18 protein-coding genes and 1 pseudogene are annotated in these 21,730 nt (G+C 39.7%); 11 read left to right on the plus strand and 8 right to left on the minus strand.

What is annotated here, in order from left to right:
• Window positions 1–14: 14 nt before the first annotated feature.
• The 7 genes and pseudogenes from acnD to ACERC6_RS05485 form a co-directional block, all read right to left on the minus strand.
• Window positions 15–2,594, minus strand: a complete 2,580-nt coding sequence (acnD, locus tag ACERC6_RS05455; protein WP_373628094.1) for a Fe/S-dependent 2-methylisocitrate dehydratase AcnD — start codon at window positions 2,592–2,594, stop codon at window positions 15–17.
• 96 nt (window positions 2,595–2,690) lie between these two features.
• Window positions 2,691–4,136: an HAD-IA family hydrolase gene (locus ACERC6_RS05460; RefSeq protein ID WP_373628095.1), complete on the minus strand. Its 1,446-nt coding sequence runs from the start codon at window positions 4,134–4,136 to the stop codon at window positions 2,691–2,693.
• A 68-nt stretch (window positions 4,137–4,204) separates the two neighbouring features.
• Window positions 4,205–5,366 (minus strand): annotated as a pseudogene (gene prpC, locus ACERC6_RS05465) (2-methylcitrate synthase).
• A 145-nt stretch (window positions 5,367–5,511) separates the two neighbouring features.
• A complete protein-coding gene (locus ACERC6_RS05470; RefSeq protein WP_373628096.1) occupies window positions 5,512–6,279 on the minus strand; it encodes a sulfite exporter TauE/SafE family protein in 768 nt (255 codons plus the stop codon).
• Window positions 6,280–6,288: 9 nt separating this feature from the next.
• The gene (locus tag ACERC6_RS05475; RefSeq protein WP_373628097.1) at window positions 6,289–7,068 is read right to left on the minus strand and encodes a TauD/TfdA family dioxygenase; all 780 of its coding nucleotides are present in this window, start codon (window positions 7,066–7,068) and stop codon (window positions 6,289–6,291) included.
• 63 nt (window positions 7,069–7,131) lie between these two features.
• Complete coding sequence (gene prpB, locus ACERC6_RS05480) at window positions 7,132–8,022, minus strand: methylisocitrate lyase (RefSeq protein WP_373628098.1); 891 nt, start codon at window positions 8,020–8,022, stop codon at window positions 7,132–7,134.
• Window positions 8,023–8,316: 294 nt separating this feature from the next.
• On the minus strand, window positions 8,317–9,240 hold the full coding sequence (locus ACERC6_RS05485) for a LysR family transcriptional regulator (protein WP_373628099.1): 924 nt from the start codon (window positions 9,238–9,240) through the stop codon (window positions 8,317–8,319).
• 385 nt (window positions 9,241–9,625) lie between these two features.
• On the opposite strand from ACERC6_RS05485, the gene ACERC6_RS05490 reads away from it, so the two are divergent.
• The 3 genes from ACERC6_RS05490 (at window position 9,626) to ACERC6_RS05500 (ending at window position 12,375) form a co-directional block, all read left to right on the plus strand.
• Window positions 9,626–9,892: a DUF4212 domain-containing protein gene (locus tag ACERC6_RS05490; RefSeq protein WP_284674065.1), complete on the plus strand. Its 267-nt coding sequence runs from the start codon at window positions 9,626–9,628 to the stop codon at window positions 9,890–9,892.
• A gap of 3 nt (window positions 9,893–9,895) precedes the next feature.
• Window positions 9,896–11,671 (plus strand): sodium:solute symporter family protein, encoded by a 1,776-nt coding sequence (locus ACERC6_RS05495; RefSeq protein WP_284674066.1) that lies wholly within the window; start codon window positions 9,896–9,898, stop codon window positions 11,669–11,671.
• A gap of 236 nt (window positions 11,672–11,907) precedes the next feature.
• Window positions 11,908–12,375, plus strand: coding sequence for a hypothetical protein (locus ACERC6_RS05500; RefSeq protein WP_284674067.1), 468 nt, complete (start codon window positions 11,908–11,910; stop codon window positions 12,373–12,375).
• A gap of 187 nt (window positions 12,376–12,562) precedes the next feature.
• Here the strand turns inward: ACERC6_RS05500 and ACERC6_RS05505 are convergent, their stop codons facing one another.
• Window positions 12,563–13,072, minus strand: a complete 510-nt coding sequence (locus tag ACERC6_RS05505) for a helix-turn-helix domain-containing protein (RefSeq protein WP_284674068.1) — start codon at window positions 13,070–13,072, stop codon at window positions 12,563–12,565.
• A 64-nt stretch (window positions 13,073–13,136) separates the two neighbouring features.
• Here ACERC6_RS05505 and ACERC6_RS05510 point away from each other — a divergent pair, with 64 nt between their 5' ends.
• From ACERC6_RS05510 to ACERC6_RS05545, 8 genes are all read left to right on the plus strand, one after another.
• The gene (locus ACERC6_RS05510; RefSeq protein ID WP_373628100.1) at window positions 13,137–14,132 is read left to right on the plus strand and encodes a TerC/Alx family metal homeostasis membrane protein; all 996 of its coding nucleotides are present in this window, start codon (window positions 13,137–13,139) and stop codon (window positions 14,130–14,132) included.
• A gap of 38 nt (window positions 14,133–14,170) precedes the next feature.
• Window positions 14,171–14,746, plus strand: coding sequence for a TerD family protein (locus ACERC6_RS05515; RefSeq protein WP_284674070.1), 576 nt, complete (start codon window positions 14,171–14,173; stop codon window positions 14,744–14,746).
• 81 nt (window positions 14,747–14,827) lie between these two features.
• On the plus strand, window positions 14,828–15,505 hold the full coding sequence (locus ACERC6_RS05520) for a hypothetical protein (RefSeq protein ID WP_284674071.1): 678 nt from the start codon (window positions 14,828–14,830) through the stop codon (window positions 15,503–15,505).
• Between the two features lie 176 nt (window positions 15,506–15,681).
• On the plus strand, window positions 15,682–17,454 hold the full coding sequence (ggt, locus tag ACERC6_RS05525; RefSeq protein WP_373628101.1) for a gamma-glutamyltransferase: 1,773 nt from the start codon (window positions 15,682–15,684) through the stop codon (window positions 17,452–17,454).
• 239 nt (window positions 17,455–17,693) lie between these two features.
• Window positions 17,694–18,722 (plus strand): tRNA (adenosine(37)-N6)-threonylcarbamoyltransferase complex transferase subunit TsaD, encoded by a 1,029-nt coding sequence (gene tsaD, locus ACERC6_RS05530; protein ID WP_373628102.1) that lies wholly within the window; start codon window positions 17,694–17,696, stop codon window positions 18,720–18,722.
• Window positions 18,723–18,943: 221 nt separating this feature from the next.
• Window positions 18,944–19,921, plus strand: coding sequence for a DUF1852 domain-containing protein (locus tag ACERC6_RS05535; RefSeq protein ID WP_373628103.1), 978 nt, complete (start codon window positions 18,944–18,946; stop codon window positions 19,919–19,921).
• 88 nt (window positions 19,922–20,009) lie between these two features.
• Entirely contained in the window at window positions 20,010–21,047 is a 1,038-nt protein-coding gene (locus ACERC6_RS05540; protein WP_373628104.1) for a methionine synthase, read from the plus strand.
• Between the two features lie 77 nt (window positions 21,048–21,124).
• Window positions 21,125–21,616 carry a flavin reductase family protein gene (locus tag ACERC6_RS05545; protein ID WP_373628105.1) on the plus strand — a complete coding sequence of 164 codons (492 nt, stop codon included), beginning with the start codon at window positions 21,125–21,127 and terminating at the stop codon, window positions 21,614–21,616.
• The last annotated feature ends 114 nt before the right edge of the window (window positions 21,617–21,730 follow it).

The raw sequence follows: 21,730 nt of genomic DNA on the forward strand, positions 1-21,730 counted from the left end.
ATTTTTTACACCCATTAACTTAGGAACTTACTCGCAAACTCCCTTAACACACCCCCCGCCTTATAAGTCCTAACATCGCTATCGCTATCTAGGCGGCATAACACAGGCACTTTTTCAATATCGCCATTTTTGCGTTCAATGATTAAATCCAAAGTACAGCGAGCTGAAATTTCCCCTTGTACCGCATAAATTTCTGTACCATCTAATTTAAGGGTATGGCGATTTTGACCGTTGATAAATTGCAGTGGTAACACGCCCATTCCCACCAAATTGGTGCGGTGAATGCGTTCAAAGCCTTCTGCGACAATCACTTCCACGCCAGCGAGACGCACGCCCTTTGCCGCCCAGTCCCTGCTTGACCCTTGTCCATAATCCGCCCCTGCAATGATGATAAGAGGTTGTGAGCGGTTCATATAGGTCTCAATCGCCTCCCACATTCTCATCACCGTACCATCTGGTTCAACTCGTGCCAGCGAGCCTTGTTTGGTCGTGCCGTCTTCGTTACGCACCATTTTATTAAAGAGTTTTGGATTTGCCAAAGTCGCTCTTTGTGCGGTCAAATGGTCGCCTCGGTGTGTGGCATAAGAGTTAAAATCTTCCTCTAGCACACCCATTTTTGCTAGATATTCTCCTGCTGCCGAATTTTTGATGATGGCATTGGACGGCGATAAATGGTCGGTGGTAATATTATCAGGCAAAATGGCAAGCGGTCGTAAGTTTTTAAGTTCACATTCTTTTGCCAATGCTCCCTCCCAATAGGGTGGACGGCGGATATAGGTGGACTTTTCACGCCAATCATACAGCGGACTTTGGGCGGTTTGTGAATTGCCCAAATCAAACATTGGAATGTAGATTTCTTTAAATTGCTCTGGTTTTACGCACTTGGCGACAATCTTGTCAATTTCATCATCTGATGGATAAATGTCTTTTAGATAAATCGGCTTGTCGTTATGATAGCCTAAGACATCATTTTCAATATCAAAACGAATCGTGCCAGCAATGGCATAGGCAACCACAAGGGGCGGACTTGCCAAAAATGCCTGTTTTGCTTGTGGGTGAATGCGTCCATCAAAATTGCGATTGCCTGAAAGCACTGCTGTGGCGTACAAATCACGATCGATGATTTCTTGCTCAATTTCAGGTCGTAATGCACCACTCATGCCATTACAAGTCGTGCAGGCAAAGCCAACAATGCCAAAGCCCAATTTTTCAAGTTCGGATAATAATCCTGCTTCTTGCAAGTACAATTTGGCTACTTTTGAACCAGGGGCAAATGATGATTTGACCCAAGGCTTGCGAGTTAAACCCAGTTCATTCGCCTTCTTCGCCAACAGTCCTGCGGCAACGGTGTTTCTTGGGTTGGAAGTGTTGGTACAACTCGTTATCGCGGCGATAATCACCGCTCCGTCAGGCATTAGACCATCTGTGCGATTTTCTACCACGCCTGCAATACCTTTTGCCTTTAGCTCGGCCGTTGCTACTCGTGCGTGTGGGTTGGAAGGACCTGCGATATTACGAGTAACGGTGGATAAGTCAAATTCTAATACTCGTGGATAAACTGCCTTGGTCATTGCTCCTGCCCACAGCCCAATGGTTTTTGCATATTGTTCAACCAATTTAACTTGTTTAGGCTCACGACCTGTCAAAGTCAAATAATCCAAAGTGTTTTGGTCAATATAAAATAGTCCAGCACTTGCCCCATATTCAGGGGTCATATTGGCAATCGTTGCTCTATCGCCAACTGACAGACTGTCCGCTCCTTCGCCAAAAAATTCCAAATACGCCCCAACCACTCGCTCGTTGCGTAAAAACTCAGTTAACGCCAGTACGATGTCGGTTGCTGTAATGCCTGCTTGCTTTCTGCCGATTAAATGCACGCCAATGATATCGGGTGTACGCATCATTGACGGTTGTCCTAACATCACGCATTCAGCCTCTAGACCGCCTACACCTACCGAAATTACACCTAGTGCATCGGTATGTGGTGTATGGCTGTCTGTACCGACACAGGTGTCAGGAAATGCTACACCATCTTTAATCTGCACCACGGGCGACATCTTTTCAAGGTTGATCTGGTGCATGATGCCATTACCTGCTGGTATGACATCAACATTTTTAAAAGCGGTTTTTGTCCATTCAATAAAGTCAAAACGGTCATCATTACGGCGGTCTTCAATGGCACGGTTTTTGGCAAAAGCGTCAGGGTCATCGCCGCCGTGTTCCACCGCCAAAGAATGGTCTACAATGAGCTGGGTTTGTACCACAGGATTGACTTTGGAGGGGTCTCCGCCAGCTTGGGCAATCGCATCACGAAGTCCTGCTAAATCGACCAAAGCCGTCTGACCCAAAATGTCGTGGCACACCACACGACAAGGATACCAAGGAAAATCCAATTCTTGCTTATTATGGATAAGCTCGCCTAAGTATTCGCCCAATTTTGGGTCATCCTTGCAATTTCTTACCAACTGTTCAGCAAGAACTTTGGCGGTGTAGGGGAGAGTCTTGTAGCTATCCGCCTTGACATCGTTAATCGCCTGCTCTACATCAAAATAATGTAGCTCGGTATCAGCTAAAAGTTTGCGGTAGTTTTTCATTGCTAAGTTCCTTTTTTGGCTGTGAAAAATTCAATAATATGTCTGCAAAACACAACAAGCACATACCTTTATATTTTTGATATGTGCTTTTATTTTTTAGTGGTCTTGAAAAGGGCATTTAATGATTTTTTTGCTCACAATATCAAGCAAATTATAAAAATCATCGGTAATGTAATCAGGACTACATTTAGCTAGTAATTCTTTGCTGTGAGACCCCCAAGTTACCGCACAGGTTTTGACATTCGCAGACTGTCCAGCCTGTATATCAAAAGTTGTGTCTCCAATCATAATTACTCTTTTATAGTTGTCTTGTTTTATGCCAAAAAAATCCAAAGCAACCTTAACGCATTCAGGATTTGGTTTTGGTTGAGTAACTTGGTCTGCTCCAACCAAAAAATCCACATAATCACTGATACCTAATTGTTGAATATTTCTGATGGCAACATCTGTTTTTTTGCTTGTAACAATAGCAATTTTTTTTCCTTGTTGTTTTAATGCTGATAGGCATTCTTTCATATAAGGAAAACCTTTTATGTGTTGCTCTGATTCTGAACGATATATATTCCTAAATATAGACAAAAGTTTTTCAAACTCATTTTGGCTTAAATGGCTTGCTCCCAGTTCCTTAAAAGATAACTCTATTGGTATTCCCATTAAATGAACGATATGTTCTGATGTTGGGATTGCCAACCCAATTTCTGAAAAAGCCTTTTGGGTAGATATAATAGCACATTCTGATGAATCCGCTATTGTACCATCAAAATCAAATAGTATATGAGTATATTGATATACATCATTTTCCCAAAACTTATCAAACACTACATCATTATTGTCTGGTAAAAAATATGATTCAGGGAATGGTCTTGGTTTTCCGTGATTAAATAAAGAACCTAGTCCTTCATAAACTTCCATTCCGTTATCATATTTTTTTGTGCGTTCTCGGATTTTTTTCTGCCAAGTGAGCTTATCATCAAAATCCTTATAAAAACAGTTAGACCCAGATAAAGTCTGCATTGCTAGCACAATAGATGAACCTAAATTTCTTGATTTTCTTTCGTTATGAAAGGGGCTACTGACATTCACAAACCAAATTTCTCCATCAAAACAATATGCAAAATTGGGAGATGCAGAATTTTTTGGAATTTCCTTTATCCACTCACTTGGGTCATACTGATGTGTCTTTGTGAGCAAATCCCAAGCAGAATAATGATGAGTATCTTCAAGTGATAGTCCGCCTTTTAATTCCATAAAAACAATCAATGGCAACAGCCCTTTATGCTCTTTATCATCAAGACTCCTTAAAATATTCAAATACTCTTGCATAATCTGAGACATTTTAAGACCAATATCAGATTCATCTTTTTCAATAAACCCTACTTTTGTAAGTTGCTTTCTGTGAGCAATAATGCCAAGTAAACAAGGGAAATCTTTTTTATTAAGATTATCATCAAGTTCAGTAAATGACTGTACTACCCAATTTGGTAAAGAAATGTTTGGTTTTGGAACGAAATCATCATAAGAATATAAAATTTTTGATTGCATAATAAATATTTCCTTAAAATTCATAGAATGAAATATATCAATTCCATTCTATGAACATAATCCAAAAATTACCGCTCATTCATCGGCATAAATTTTAAATTCTCAGGGCCTGTATAATTGGCACTTGGGCGAATGATTTTTCCATCTGCTCGTTGTTCTAAGATATGAGCCGCCCAGCCAGCCGTGCGAGCCAGCACAAACAGTGGGGTAAACATTGCGGTGGGCACCCCCATTTTTTGATAAGACACCGCAGAGAACCAATCTAAGTTTGGAAACATTTTTTTCTCATGCCACATAAGAGTTTCTAAGCGTTCAGCAATGTCAAATAGTCGCATATCGCCTGTTTCCTCCGATAGGTCTTTGGCGACTTGCTTAATGACGACATTTCTAGGGTCAGCAATGGTATAGACAGGGTGTCCAAAGCCGATGATGATTTCTTTTTTTTGCAATGCGTTCTTTAATGTCTGTTTCTGCTTCATCAGCACTGCGATAGCGTTTTTGAATATCATAAGCGACTTCATTCGCTCCGCCGTGCTTTGGTCCTTTTAATGCTCCAATCGACCCACAGATGCACGAATAAATATCAGACCCTGTGCCAGCAATGACACGACTGGTGAATGTGGACGCATTGAACTCGTGCTCAGCATATAAAATCAGACTGATGTGCATTGCTTTAACATGGCTGTTGTCTGGTCGTCTGCCGTGCAATAGATACAAAAAATGCCCACCAATGCTGTCTTCTTCACTCTCCACACTGATACGCTTGCCATTGTGGCTGTATTGATACCAATACAGTAGCATAGAGCCTAGACTTGCAATTAGTTTATCAGCAATGTCTTTAGCCTCTGACGCAGGCTGGCTCTCACGCTCGGGGTGTACGCAACCAAGCATGGATACACCTGTTCTCATCACATCCATCGGGTGTGTATGGGCAGGCAGGCTCTCTAATACTTCAATGACCCGAATCGGCAAACCACGCATGGATTTTAATTTTTGTTTGTAGGCTGTCAGCTCAAATCGATTGGGTAGGTGTCCGTGGATGAGTAGATGAGCGACCTCTTCATATTCGCAGTTATTTGCTAAGTCTAAAATATCATAACCACGATAATGCAAATCATTGCCTGATTTACCAACGGTGCAAAGAGCGGTATTGCCTGCGATTTGTCCGCTTAGGGCGACTGATTTTTTGGGTTTAAAGCCGTCAATTTTGGGTAGGGTTTGTTCACTCATAGCAGTGTTCCTTTTGTCCTTAATGGGAAGAATGATAATTTAATGGCATTAGGCGGTTAAATTATCGGTTTTTGGATAATTATGCTTGGATAATTATCCGTTTTTTAAATATCCTTTTTAAAACTGGGTGGGGATATTTAAATTTTTACAGCTTTAAAAATCCAGAGTGCCCAATTTTTAAAGCCAATATTAACAATATTATAAAAATTAACATTTTAAAAATGTTAGTACTAATTTTATCTCTTAACCATATACCAATATATAGACCGATAATAGAAAATATGGTTAGAAAAAATATCAATCCATATTCATTTTTATCAAGTAATAAATATTGATTTCTTAGCATATAAATTTGAATAATTTTTGCCAATAAAAAACATAAATTACTTGCTTTTGTGATACGATTTTTATCATCTGTTTCACTAAATAAAAACATAAGTAATATTGGGGACATTGCATTAGTAGCACCACCAACTATCCCAGCTAATAACCCAAATAAAACCATATTTTTATTATTAGGATTTACTTTAATGCTTTTAGCTTTTCCATACATATTCAATAATCCGTTTATTGAATAATATAGGGTAATACTTGCCATTAAAATATATAAATAAGATACTGGTAACATTAAAAGCATTTTTACACCTAAAATACTTCCAATAACACTACTAATAGCAAGCAATTTATAAGCTCTTAGGTAGTAAATTATTTCTTGATAAATGCTTTTTTGATTATTGCTACATAATACCAATATACTCATCAAAAGACTGGGTAATGCTACCAATGCAACTACCTTAGATAGGGGCATAACAAATGCTAAGGAAGTAGTTCCTAGCATTGGAAATGCCATACCTGTAATTCCGTGCAATATTGAAGCAATAACAAAAACAACAGATTGTATTATCTCTTGCACAAAATCCCCCTAAATGGTAATTCTAGCTCTAACATAATGTCTAGATTTATCTGTATAATCTGTTCTAGCGTGCAAACCATTGGAATTATCAATAATGATTAAATCATCATCTTGTGCGGAAAACTCTTGAATATTATTGGAGTTTTTTATCAAACTTACCATATAATCAAGAGCATCTATCATTTCTTGTGTTACCTTATCTTTATTTTCTAAAATGCCTTTGTAAATACAATCATCTCTAAATCTAATCATTTGACTATCATTGGGCAAAATAGTTCCCCATACAACACCATCTCTTTCCCCAAAGGATTTTGGTGTTTTAAATGGATGCTGATTTGCAAGAATATTTAGATATTGCAATCCAAGTTCTGTATTTGATAGTTCTTTCTTAATATCAGATGAACTTAAAAATAGAGAATTCTCCCCATCGTTAGCAGATTTTACAACATACATTACCAAGTAATTTTCTGGATTTTCACTAAAAGACGAATCGCTATGAAGTGGGCATTCTCCAACATCTTCCGAAAATGTAATTTCATTGTTAGTTGCATAGTCATCACCACGATATTTAATATCCCAAAATATGGATTTTAAATTATCATCATTTTTATGATTTGTTAATTTTCCTAATTTAGAAAGAAAGTCAAATAATTTTTGATTTCTCTCTACTTCATCACAATTACCAATATTTAAACCACGAACAATACAATATCCAACATTGCTGACCGTTTCGTGAATTTTTTCCAATAGATTGACATTGGTAACAGATAGAATATGGTTTTTACTCATAGTAGATAACCTTATTTAACTAGTTGATTGAAAATTGATTGCTTTTGATTTATGAAGAAATCATTAGTTAGCTTTTGCGTTAATATACCTCCTATCCAAATAATCCTCAAAAGCGTGGTAATTAATGCGTTCGTATAATTCACTGCGAGTTTGCATTGTGTCTATGACATTTTTTTGTGTGCCGTCAGCTCGTATGGCATTATAGACATTCTCTGCCGCTTTATTCATCGCTCTAAATGCCGACAGTGGATACAGCACCAGCGACACATCAACGCTGGCTAATTCGTCCGTGGTATAAAGGGGCGTTGAACCAAATTCGGTAATGTTCGCCAAAATCGGCACGCCTGTCGCATTGGCAAATTTTTGATACATCGCAAGGTCGGTAATTGCTTCTGGAAATAGCATATCTGCCCCTGCCTCTACATAGGCACACGCTCGCTCAATCGCACCGTCTAAGCCTTCTACTGCTAAGGCATCGGTACGAGCCATAATCACAAAATTGTCATCGGTACGAGCATCTACAGCCGCTTTGATTCTATCTACCATCTCTTGCGTGGAGACAACGGCTTTATTTGGGCGGTGACCACAGCGTTTTGCACCAATCTGGTCTTCAATGTGCATTGCTCCTGCCCCAAATTTGATTAAAGATTTTGTGGTGCGGGCAATATTAAACGCACTCGCCCCAAAACCTGTATCGGCGTCCACCAGCAGGGGTAAGTCGCATACATCGGTAATGCGGCGAACATCGGTAAGTACATCATCAAGATTAGAAATGCCCAAATCAGGCAAGCCAAGAGAGCCTGCTGCCACACCACCACCTGATAAATAGATGGCTTTAAAGCCTGCTCTTTTGGCAAGTAGTGCATGGTTTGCGTTAATTGCACCGACAACTTGTAAAGGTCTTTCATTGTTGACGGCTTGACGAAAATTAAGACCTGCTGAAGTGATACTCATGATGGTTATCCTTTGTTCTTAAAAGCAGCAAAAGCTGGCTGGGATTGAATGATGTTTACAAATTAGTGTGTAAGTAAGGCCTATATAATAGGCGACTAAATGATGGTGGTGATATGATTTAGTATAGTCATAAGTTTGAAATATTGCCATAGACGAGTTCTAAAAAACACTCATCATAAAGATGAGTGTTGCAATACTATACAGAAATTAAATAATATACTTTGTGTTTTGCAATATTATGGGCGGATTTATACAAATTTTGGATATTATTTAAAATATTTTGTTACAAATTTATCAATAAGGGGTTTGTTTGTATGATGCCTTTTTTTCATAGACAGTTTGGATTGATTTTAATAGTGTAGTGATGTTAGGGTTTTGGTTGTCCAAAAGTGTATTAAGATATATGGGGGAGGTGGCATTATCAGGGCTAAGTGGTAGGTAGGTGATTTTTTCTTGATGAATTCCCTTTAGGCTTATTGGCACGATGGTGACGCCTTCACCTGCTGACACAAGCCCTAAGGCAATCTGCATATCTCTAACCTTTTGAGTATTTTTTGGAATAAGATGTCGTTCGTAAAATAAATGTAAAAGAGGATCAAACTCTTGTCCTGTACTCAATAGTATGGGTGTGCGATGATACAAGATTAACATCTCATCATTTAATGATTTAAAAGAAATGTTGCTTTTTTTTGTAAGTTGATGATTCATCGGCAGGGCAACAACCAGCTGTTCATGTCGTAAGAGTATTTGTTTGATGAATGATTCTGACGATAAAAAACGACCAAAGCCGACATCGATTTCGCCTGCTTTTAATGCACGATTCTGATCACCAGAGCTGATTTCTGTCAGTCTAACATCAAGGTTTGGCAGTTGTACTCTTAGCTCGCCTATTACATCAGGCAGTAGTCCATATAAGATTGATGCCACAAAACCGATTCTTAAAGTATTTGGGGTGTATTTACCAAAAGTTTGGGTGAGTGTGATGAGTTCATTTAGCTCATGCAGGTTTTTTTTGGCGTGATTATAAAAAAAGATACCTGCCGCTGTTAACTGTATTGGTCGATGGCGACGGTCGATGAGTTGTTGTCCGAGCGTCTGTTCAAGCTGGGCAATATGGCGAGATAAGGTGGGTTGTGAGATACCTAGCATCTTGGCGGACTGGCTGATATTACCCGTCTTTGCTACATGAATAAAGGTGTTGAGATGAGATAAATCCATGATTTATGCCAAGTTTAAAAATAGTATAATTAGAATAGCACAAAATCATAGTTTTGTGTGGTATGACTTAAATTGAGTTGCTATAATGTTGCGGTAGGGTTAAAAAATTCTCAAATTTTCCACAAAAATACTTGAAATGCTAAAAAACTATGCTATCATGCGAACTACCAAATTTTATTTATATTTTATGGAGCCTAGTTCATCACGCAAGCTAAGTCAAATAAAGATGGTGTTTGGTTGATGGACTGGTGAGAATTGTGGCCTACTTTCTTAACAGGATTTAATAAGTAGTAACAATTTTTAGGGCTAGGAGTGGTCTTAAGAAGTATTTTGTTAAGGAAGTGAATTTTTAAATTGCAACTATGCAATTTACAAGGAGGTTACCATGTCGCATGGTACAGAACACGATGTCGTGGGCTACTGGAAAGCCAATGTACGCCTCATCATCGGTTGCTTAATTGTTTGGGCATTATGCTCGCTCGGTTTTGCTATCATACTTCGCCCAGCATTGATGGGCATCACTTTCATGGGTACAGACCTTGGACTATGGTTTGGTCAGCAAGGTGCTATTCTTGTTTTTGTCGCTTTGATTTTTTTCTATGCTTGGCGTATGAACAAGCTGGATAAAGAATATGGCGTAGAGGAGGAATAAGCCATGAGTCAGTTTTGGATTAACCTATTTTTTGTTGGTGCTTCGTTCGTGCTTTACTTTGGGATTGCACTGTGGGCGCGTGCTGGCTCAACAGAAGAATTCTATGTTGCAGGTGGCGGTGTTCACCCTGTTGTGAACGGTATGGCAACGGGTGCTGACTGGATGAGTGCTGCGTCATTTATCTCAATGGCAGGTATGCTAGCGATGGGTGGCTATGCTGCGTCGGCCTATTTGATGGGTTGGACGGGTGGTTTTGTATTGCTTGCATTATTGCTCGCCCCTTACCTTCGTAAGTTCGGTAAATTTACTGTACCTGACTTTATTGGCGATCGTTTCTATTCTAAATCGGCTCGTCTGATTGCGGTTGTCTGCCTTATTCTTGCATGTACAACCTATGTTATCGGTCAGATGACAGGTGCTGGCGTTGCTTTCTCTCGCTTCTTAGAAGTTGATAAGAATACAGGTCTTATCATTGCTGCTGTTGTGGTATTATTCTATGCTGTATTAGGTGGCATGAAGGGTATCACCTATACACAGGTTGCTCAGTATGTGGTATTGATGATTGCCTATATCGTGCCTGCGATTTTTATTTCTTTAAACATCACTGGTAACCCTATCCCAGCTTTGGGCATGTTTGGCAATGATGTGGAAAGTGGCATGACCATGTTGTCTAAGCTTGACGCATTAGTAACCGATCTGGGTTTTGCTGCTTATACTGCCGATGTACCTGATAAACTAAATATGTTCTTGCTGACTTTATCGTTGATGATTGGTACTGCTGGTTTGCCACATGTTATCATCCGCTTCTTTACGGTTAATAAAGTATCCGATGCTCGTTCGTCAGCAGGCTGGACATTGGTATTCATCGCCTTGCTATATACGACCGCTCCTGCGGTAGGTTCTATGGCTCGTATGAATTTGGTTGAGACTGTATATCCAAATGGTACAGCTTCTGCACCGATTGATTATGAAGCTCGCCCAGAATGGATGAAAAACTGGGAACAAACAGGTCTTTTGAAGTTTGAAGATAAAAATGGTGATGGCAAAATTGATTACTATAATGACAACTCAAAAGACGATGCTTTCTTGGCAGCGGCTGAAGCCAAAGGCTTAAAAGGCAATGAATTGGTTGCTAACAATGACATCATGGTACTTGCCAACCCTGAGATTGCAAACTTACCTGGTTGGGTTATTGGTCTGATTGCAGCAGGTGGTATCGCAGCGGCGTTATCTACTGCAGCAGGTCTGTTGCTAGCCATCTCGTCAGCCATTTCGCATGATTTGATTAAAATGGTGCTCAAGCCAGACATTTCGGATAAAGGTGAACTAAATGTCGCCCGTGTCGTGATGGTATTATCGATTGCGGTAGCCACTTGGTTGGGTATGAATCCGCCAGGCTTTGCGGCACAAACAGTCGCCTTGGCGTTCGGTATTGCAGGCTCTTCGTTGTTCCCTGCCTTGATGATGGGTATATTCTCAAAACGCATTAACAACAAAGGTGCGGTTGCGGGTATGCTAGCAGGGTTGATCTTCACCTGTATATACATATTCTTGTTTAAAGGTTGGTTCTTTATTCCAGGTACTGCAAGTCTTGCTGATGATGCTTCTGGTTGGATATTTGGTATCAATCCACTTGGTATCGGTCCGATTGGTGCATTGCTAAACTTCGTGGTCGCATTTGCGGTATCGTATATGACAGCACCGCCACCACAAGAGATTCAAGATCTTGTTGAAAGTGTGCGCTATCCTAAAGGTGCAGGTGCTGCGATTGATCACTAATCGCAAAGCCTTCAAAAAATGCAAGTCTTAAGGGCTTGCATTTTTTATTGTATATTTGCACTCATGACTAACGATATGAAATTATTTATATGTCAAGTCAAAGTGTATAAAAGGGTTGAAAAAAACTAACTATTCAAGCAGAATGCTTTGTGATATAGTTTGGATACTGTATGATGACTTATGATAATCATCAAAGCATTTGGCAAACTGATTGGTAAATTTAAGGAAAAATAACGATGTTTTGGGAATTGATTGCAACTTTTTTGACAGGATTTATGGCGGCAGGCGTGGTGATGTCATTACGACTTATCATCAAAAAATTACCAAAGTGGATTGTGCCGGCAGCAGCAGGGCTTGGTATGATTGGTTTTCAGGTGTATAGCGAGTATGATTGGTTTGACCATACCAAAAACCGTCTCCCAGAGGGAGTGGTCGTGGTGGCGACGCATGAATCATCTGTATTTTATCAGCCTTGGTCGTATTTTATTGCACCAACCACTCGCTTTGTGGCTGTCGAAAAGATAGTAGGTGAGTCAGGTCTTGTTAGGCAAGCGAACTTATACTTTTTTGAAAGACGCATGTCGGCAGAGCATACGCCCATTTTGGTGGATTGTCAGAATAAACGCCAATCTGACTTCTCAAAAGTACCAAATTGGGGCATAACGCCAATGACTAATAATATCGTCATGGCAGTATGCAATTAAAGTGTTCTAAAGATTAATAGCAATAAAAACCTTGATTATATCATACCAGAAAATAGATAATTTTGTAGTAGTTCTCATTGTGTACACATCTTATAGATGATTTGAGTAATAAGTTTAAAACCAAAGTTAGTAAAATAAAAGTGAGTATTTAAATAAAAAAGTCCTGCCAGTGCAGGGCTTTTTTGGTTTATGAATCAGATTTTGAATTTTTCTTTAACAAAGTAATAATTTCTTTTAGTGAATCAATCTCATTTTGTTTTTGTTCTAGTAGCACATCTTTATTTTGAAGTAATTCATCTTTATGTCTCAATAACATCTTTAGTTTTTCGTTGTCAGTGGCAATACTATCATTTGTTCCACAGTAAGCTGTATTATTATCTGAACTTTCGTTATTCATTAAAAAATAAATGTTTTTATTGCTATTTTGCATCAGTTCAAGCACATCCAACTCAAAAATCTGTGCTATTTGTTCTAGTTTGGCTAATGTCAGCTTGGTCTCTCCGCGTTCAATCTTGGCGTAGCCATTAACAGACATATGCAATTTATTTGCCATCTCCTCTTGAGACCACTGATTTATTTCACGCATGATTTTAATTTTTTGGGGAATGTTTTTCATATTGCCTACTTTTTGGGTAATTTTCACCACAAATGTGTTTTTTATAAATATTGCTTGTTGGTGGTTGAAGTTGCTTGTCATCACTATAATTTCATTATATTTTTTGTTGCTTTAATTGGCAAGTATTTTTTAAGTAAGGATTTGTATGCAGGGTTTTGGTTTTCCAATTGAAACGATTGTAATATTTTTTGGTGTGATTGTCATTTCTGTTTATTTAGATTTATTTGCTCACAGAAACACTGCTGAAATTAGCATAAAAGATGCATCGCTTTGGTCTGTCTTTTGGATTGGTCTTGCGATGCTATTTTATAGTTATTTGTGGTGGCGATTTACACCTGAATTTGCCAATCTTTATCTGGCAGGATATGTTCTAGAAAAGAGTTTATCCATTGATAACCTAATGGTCTTTATGGCAATTTTTTCATCATTTGGTATTGCAGGCAAGTTGCAACATCGAATTTTGTATTGGGGAATTATCGGTGCTTTGGCTTTTAGGGCGATATTTGTAGCAATCGGTACAGGGCTTTTTGTTGCCAGTCCTTGGGTTGGTTTCTTGTTCTCTGCATTTGTCATTTGGAGTGGGTTTAAAATGCTACAAGGCAGCGATGATGATAGTGAAGAAATTGAAGATTATTCTAATCATTGGAGCGTGCGATTGATGGGTAAATTTACACCTATTTATAGCCGACTTTTTGGCGATAAATTTTTTGTCAAACATGGTGAGCTTAATGCTGAACAATTAGCTGTAACGACAAGAAAAGGTTTGCGTTATGCCACCCCTGCTTTTTTGTGCCTAATGGCGATTGAGACATCTGATGTGGCTTTTGCTTTTGACTCTGTACCTGCGGTTATTGCGATCACTCAAGAGCCATTATTGGTGTATGCGGCAATGATTTTTGCCATTTTGGGGCTTAGAAGTTTGTATTTTGTACTAGCTGCATTAACCAAATATTTGGTGTATTTAGAAAAGGCGGTGGTTGCGTTATTGTTTTTTATTGGCTTTAAAATGGGTTTGCAGTCGTGGAATCATGCCATTAGCGACACAGGCATTCATATTTCAGCAAATACAAGTTTAATAATAGTTTTATCTGTTCTAGCAAGCGGTGTGATTGCATCGTTTATTTTTCCTGAAAAACAATAACTGTTTTTCTTTTTCACTTGACACAATGGAGAATGATTATGTCAGTATCTTTATCAAAAGGCGGTAATGTCAGCTTGAGCAAAAGCGACCCTAGCTTAACCAAGCTTATTATTGGTTTGGGTTGGGATGTGCGTTCAACTGATGGTGTGGATTTTGACCTTGATGGCAGTGCTTTTTTGTTGGCTAGCAACGATAAAGTGCGTTCAGATAATGATTTTATTTTTTATAATAACTTAAAGTCAATTGATGGTAGCGTGGAGCATACAGGTGATAATCGTACTGGTGAGGGTGATGGTGATGATGAAAGTCTAATCATTAATTTAGATAAAGTGCCAGCAGGTATTGAAAAGATTGCCATTACTGTAACCATTCATGATGCCGACATTAGAAGACAAAGTTTTGGTCAGGTTTCCAATGCATTTATTCGCTGTGTAAATGGGGTAAGTGACAGGGAAATCGCTCGTTTTGATTTAAATGAAGATGCTTCTACCGAAACCGCCATGATTTTTGGGGAAGTGTACCGCCATAATGGCGAGTGGAAATTCCGTGCTATCGGCCAAGGTTTTTCAGGTGGTTTAGGAGCTTTGGCACGCAATTATGGTATTAATATCTAATAAATAGCTATTGACAATAAAGAGCGGTTAATTATTCGCTCTTTATTTTTTAGGGTTGGTTCTTATGATTAGGAGTGCATAATGGCAATTGATGTAACCAAAAAACCAAAAATTTCACTGAGTAAAATTGTGCTAGAAAAATCTGGCGATGCAGCAAGAGTAGACTTATCCAAAAATAATGACAGTGCTATCGTTATTAATTTAAACTGGTCTCAAAGCAAAAAACCTAATGGATTGCTAGCTGGTTTATTCCAAAAACATCAAGAGATCGATTTAGATTTGGGTTGTTATTATCAATTAAAAAATGGTCAATCAGGTGTCATTGATGGCGTGCAATTTTCTCACAATCGTGGCGGAGCAAGAAACCAACAAACCGCACAAGGTTGTTATACACAATCACCTTGGGTATGGCATTGTGGAGATGATAGAGTTGGTAGTAGTGCGACTGGCGAAAGTATTTTGGTTAACCCACAGGGTATTTTAGATATTAGACAGCTAATCGTTTATTGTTTTATTTATGATGGGGTTGCCAAGTGGAATGAGTCTGATGCCATTGTAACAATAAAAATACCCAATCAACCTGATGTTGTGGTTGAAATGGGCAGACAGACTGATGGCAGAAAATTTTGTGCGATTGCTATGATTGATTTTTCTGGTAATCATATGACAGTACGCAAGCAAATTACCTTTCATCGTGGACATAAAGACTGTGACGATTATTATAAATGGGGCTTTAACTGGGGAGCTGGTTCTAAATAGTCTATTAATGTTTAAAAACCGCCTTAGTGCGGTTTTTTGTCATCTTTGAGTCTTTGTTTTATTAGAGTCATCACATTTAGCTTGGCAACTTTATCAAAATAATCATATACAAAAATATGATGCCTTGTTAAAATACAGTTAAATTCTAGCAACAAAATTTTATTAAGGAATATCCAATGAAGGCTGCTTTATCTTTGATGACGGTATTTGTTTTGTCAGGTTGTGTGGCAACACCCACCACGCAAACCAAAACTGCCAAACCTACAACTAAAATCAGTGAACGAAAAAAACAAGACATTGCCCCAGAAATTGGCTATGGTTTAACTGACCAAAAACTGACGCACGCCAAACATTTTATGGTAGCTACCGCTAATCCTATTGCCACGCAAGCAGGCTATGATATTTTATTAAAGGGTGGTACAGCCATTGATGCTATGATCGCTGTACAGAGCACGCTTGGCCTTGTTGAGCCGCAATCATCAGGACTTGGCGGTGGGGCATTTGTTGTCTATTGGGATAATAAAACTAAGCAGTTAACAACTTTTGATGGGCGGGAAACTGCCCCACAAGCGGTTGATGGTGAGTTATTTATGAAGGATGGTAAGCCTATGGGCTTTATGGATGCAGTCGTTGGCGGTCGCTCGGTTGGTGTGCCTGCTATCCCCATGCTTATGGAAACCTTGCACAAAAAATATGGTAAATTAGCATGGCAAAGCCTATTTGATACACCCATTGGTTTAAGCAAAAATGGTTTTTATGTCTCAAAACGCATGGCAGACTCTATTAAAAGTAATCAAAAAACCTTAGCAAATTATAAATCAACTGCTGATTACTTTTTGCCAAATGGCAAACCTTTGCAAGAGGGTGATTTGCTAAAAAATAATGAATACGCAAATACCTTAAAAATGCTTGCTGCAGAAGGTTCACGCCCATTTTATCAAGGTCGGTATGCCCAAAACATCGTAGGTGTCGTCCAAAATAACAACGGTGCATTAAGTATGGCGGATTTTCATGATTATAAAGTCATACAAAAAGAGCCTGTCTGTGCCAATTACCGCAGCTATCAAGTGTGTGGTATGGACGCACCAAGCTCTGGGGGTATTGCGGTTGGGCAGATTGTCGGTGTGCTCAATCAATTTTCAAAAGAGCAATTACCAAAAGATGACCCAAACACGCTAAGAATCTTGGGTGATGCGTCAAGGCTTGCATTTGCTGACCGTGAAAAATATGTAGCTGACCCCGAATTTGTCAATGTGCCAAGCCAATTTTTGATGTCAGACCATTATCTAAAAAACCGTGCCAAACTTATCAAAAACAGCAATACTGCCCTTGATGTGGTTCAAGCAGGCAATGTGCCCAATTTACAAAGCAAGTATGCTGCTGCCCCAAGTCTAGAATTACCGTCTACAAGCCATATTAGCATCGTGGATAAATATGGCAATGTATTATCCATGACCACATCAATCGAAAATGCGTTTGGTTCAGGGCTTATGGCGAATGGTTATTTATTAAATAACGAATTGACTGATTTTTCTTTTGAGCCAACCAAGAGCGGTAAATATGTCGCCAATCGTGTTGAAGGTGGTAAGCGTCCACGCTCATCAATGGCACCTACTATTGTGATGCTAGATGGTAAGCCGTATATGGTAGTTGGTTCGCCAGGCGGTAGTCGTATTATTGGCTATGTCGCCAAAACACTGGTGGCACATATTGATTGGGGTATGGATATTCAACAAGCGATTAATTACCCAAATGTTTTAAACCGCTTTGGTAATTATGAGCTTGAACAAAACAGTGATGCAATAGACTTTAATGATAAGCTCATTGAGTTTGGCTTTAAAACTGATATTCGGGATTTGAATTCAGGCGTTCAAGGTATTGTGATTACGAATGCAGGTCTATCGGGCGGTGCTGACCCACGCCGAGAGGGTAAGGTTATGGGGCGTTGATACTATTTTGCGATCATTTTAAATTCTAATAATCATAACAGCATAAGAGGTAGCTCAAGTAATCCGATAAATGATGCAGGTCTTTGAACGCATGTTTAGCTATCTTTTTTGGATTTTTTAAAGATGTTTAAGACCTTAGGCTATTTTGGTCTATTACTTAAGTTATGCCATATTACAAACTGTATCATAAAAATCATGTTATAATAAAGTGCTAAATGATTTGAAAAACTTGAGAAATTATGAAAGTATTGGGGCTTGAGACATCTTGTGATGAGACAGGGCTTGCGATTTATGATAGCCAAATGAATGATGGAAAGGGCGGTGTACTCGCTCAAGTGCTGCATAGCCAGATTGAACTGCATGCTACTTATGGTGGCGTTGTGCCTGAGCTTGCTAGCCGAGACCATATTCGTAAACTTGTACCGCTTTTTCATGATTTGTTGGAGCAGGCGAATATCTCAAAGCACAAGATTAGTGCTATCGCCTATACCAAAGGTCCAGGATTGATTGGTGCTTTGATGACAGGAGCGTTGTTTGGGCGGACGCTTGCTTATGGGCTTGGCGTGCCCGCCATTGGTGTGCATCACATGGAAGGACATCTGTTAGCACCTTTGTTGGGTGATGATGTGGCATTTCCTTTTGTCTGTTTGTTGGTTTCAGGTGGGCATACCATGCTTGTGCGAGCAGATGGGGTGGGTCAATATGAAGTTTTGGGTGAATCTATTGACGATGCAGCAGGCGAGTGCTTTGATAAAGCAGCAAAGATGCTAAATCTGCCTTATCCGGGCGGTCCAAATATCGCACAACTGGCGGTCGGTGGGGATAAGAATGCCTATGAGCTACCACGCCCCATGTTGGGCAAAGGACTTGATTTTTCATTCAGTGGCATGAAAACTGCCATTCATAATGTCATCAAAGACACGCCAAATGCCGATAAGGACCCTGTGGTTCGTGCCAATATTGCAGCAAGTTTTGAGTTTGCAGTTGTTGATACACTGGTTAAAAAATGTATTAAGGCATTAAAGCAGACAGGACTAAAACGCCTTGTTATTGCAGGTGGTGTGTCCGCCAACAGTGAACTTCGATTAAATCTAGAAAAACAGCTCGCCAAAATTCATGCCACCGTGCATTATGCACCAAAAGAGCTATGTACGGATAATGGAGCGATGATTGCTTATGCAGGATACTGCCGTTTACAGATGGGGCAGAGTGATGGACTATCGGTTTCGTGTGTGCCCAGATGGGATATGCAAAGTTTGGCAGTCTAGTTGCCGTTTTGTTTGTTGGTTATTTGTGAGCCATGTGTCGGATTTTTGGTAAATTGAAGAAGCGTAAAGTAAAAATAGTTGGGCTTGTGAGGTAACTTGAATTATTTTCAATTATTTTTAAAAATATATCATTTTTATTCATCTAAGTTTTGTGGTTTAATATACATGTCTTTTAAGCAGTTGTGAAAAACAGCTGACAACCACTAAACATAGGTGATGACATGACAACACAATTTAAATGCCAAGTTCATACCCTTGAATTTGATGAAAATTATGAACCAGCCAGTAGTACTCGCTTAACCACTAACTTTGCCAACTTGGCTCGAGGCGAGAACCGCAAGCAAAACTTACAAAATGCCATTAACATGATTGACAATCGTTTTAATGATTTGGCAAATTGGGACAATCCTAATGGCGACCGCTACTCAGTAAAGCTAGACATTGTGTCTATTGATATTGATGTGGCAGGTAAGGGCGAGTTCTTCTCAGGTCTTGAATGGCTAAAAACTTCAGTGATTGACCATAAGACTGGCAAAACCATCGATGGCATCATCGGTAATAGCTTCTCATCTTTTGTGCGTGATTATGATTTTAGCGTGTTGCTTCGTGAATATAACGAAGGCAAGAGTGAGTTTAGCGTACCAGCAGGTTATGGCGATTTGCATGGCAAATTGTTCAAACTCATGGTAAACTCGCCAGAATACCAAGCTCAATTCAAAAAACCACCCGTCTTGTGCTTAAGCGTGGCAACCACCAGGACTTACCACAGAACAACCAACGCTCACCCAATTTTAGGTGTGGAATATGTGCAAAATGACTATTCATTGACTGATGAATACTTTGCCAAGATGGGCTTAAAGGTTCGCTACTTCATGCCGCCTAATTCGGTTGCACCGTATGCGTTTTATTTTGATGAAAATGCTGATTTGCTCAATGATTATACCAACCTTGAACTAATCAGTACGATTGCCACAATGGAAGCTTTCCAAAAAATCTATCGCCCAGAGATTTATAATGCTAACTCGGTGGCAGGGCAGGTGTATAAAGGTAGCTTGACTTATCAAGACTACTCACTGACCCAAGTTGAATATGACCGTGTGGAGCGTACCGAGCTTGCCATCAAGCAGGGTAAGCTTGCAGAAGAGCAGTTCATCAAGCCCTATAAAGAAATTTTAGATGCTTGGTTAAATGAAAAATAATTAACTTTGGTTCAAATCAGCTGATAGAATCATCGGCTGATTTGGCTTTTTTGTATCACATGAGATTTTAGGCTTTTAGGAAAACACAATGAGCAAACTTTTACTCCCTACTTCTACTGCCGGCAGTTTACCAAAACCTGCTTGGCTTGCCGAACCTGAAAAACTATGGTCGGAATGGAAATTCTCAGGCGATGAATTGCGACAAGCCAAGCAAGATGCCTTGTTGGTGTCACTTGCTGAGCAAGCCACTGCTGGTATTGATATTGTGAGCGATGGTGAGCAGACTCGCCAGCATTTTGTAACGACATTCATCGAACATCTAGACGGTGTGGATTTTAATAAACGAGAGACTGTTCGTATCCGCAATCGTTATGATGCTAGCGTGCCTAGCGTGGTAGGGGCGGTATCACGCCCTAAATCGGTATTTGTGGAAGATGCCAAGTTCTTGCGTGCACATACCGATAAACTCATCAAATGGGCGTTACCTGGTCCGATGACGATGATTGATACGCTGTATGATGGGCATTATAAGAGTCGTGAAAAGTTGGCGTGGGAATTTGCCAAAATCCTAAACGATGAAGCAAAAGAACTAGAAGCAGCAGGCGTAGATATTATCCAGTTTGATGAACCTGCTTTTAATGTGTTTTTTGACGAACTTAGTGATTGGGGTGTGGCAGCTTTAGAGCGAGCAGTAGAGGGTCTAAACTGTCAAACAGCGGTACATATTTGCTATGGCTATGGCATCAAGGCAAATACCGATTGGAAGCAGACGCTAGGCAATGAGTGGCGGCAATACGAAGAGAGCTTCCCGTTACTACAAAAATCAAGCATTGATATCATTTCATTGGAATGTCAAAATTCTAAAGTGCCAATGGACTTGATTGAACTGGTGCGTGGTAAAAAAGTCATGGTGGGGGCGATTGATGTGGCAACCAATACCGTTGAAACACCAGAGCAGGTGGCGGATACTTTGCGTAAAGCTCTACAATTTGTGGATGCAGATAAGCTATATCCTTCTACCAACTGCGGTATGGCTCCTTTGTCTCGCACGGTGGCACGAGGTAAGCTCAACGCCCTTAGTCAAGGAGCACAGATTATCCGTACCGAATTGACAGCGAATCGCTAGGCGTATTTGTACATAAGGTGTGCATGCCGCACCTTATGTTTACTTTGATAAACATCGATTAGATTTTAAGAATTAACATGGTATCTGTAACAGATTTTAAAGATGCGATGGCAAAGCTAGCCACTGCCGTGCATGTCGTAACCACTGATGGCGAACATGGTCGCTACGGCTTTACTGCATCGGCAGTAGCAAGCGTTACCGACTCACCACCCACGCTTCTTGTGTGTATGAATACAAGCATTCGCTTTTATGAGGATTTTGTCAAAAATGGCGTACTGATGGTCAATACGCTAACTGTCAAGCAGTCGCATTTATCCAACGCCTTTGCATCTTCGTTGAGTGCAGAAGAGAGATTTGCTACTGCCAGTTGGACGACTTTGGCAACAGGTTCGCCACTTTTGGAAGAAGCTCTCATTGGTTTTGATTGTAAGATTCGTGAAATTAAGGAAGTAGGCACGCACGGCATCTTGATTTGTGAAATTGTGGCAATCAAGCATGGCGATAGTAATGAGGCGTTAACTTACTATGAGCGTGGATACCATCAAGTTGCCCCACAGACGGCATTATAGATTGATGTATTTATTGATGAAATTGCACAAAAGGGCGAATCTGTTCGCTCTTTTTTATGCCTGCTTTTTTATTGGCAATCAACTTATGTTTACTGCAATCACTCAGTATGGGTT

This window comes from Moraxella sp. E33BD (assembly GCF_041807865.1).
Taxonomy (GTDB): domain Bacteria; phylum Pseudomonadota; class Gammaproteobacteria; order Pseudomonadales; family Moraxellaceae; genus Moraxella; species Moraxella haemolytica.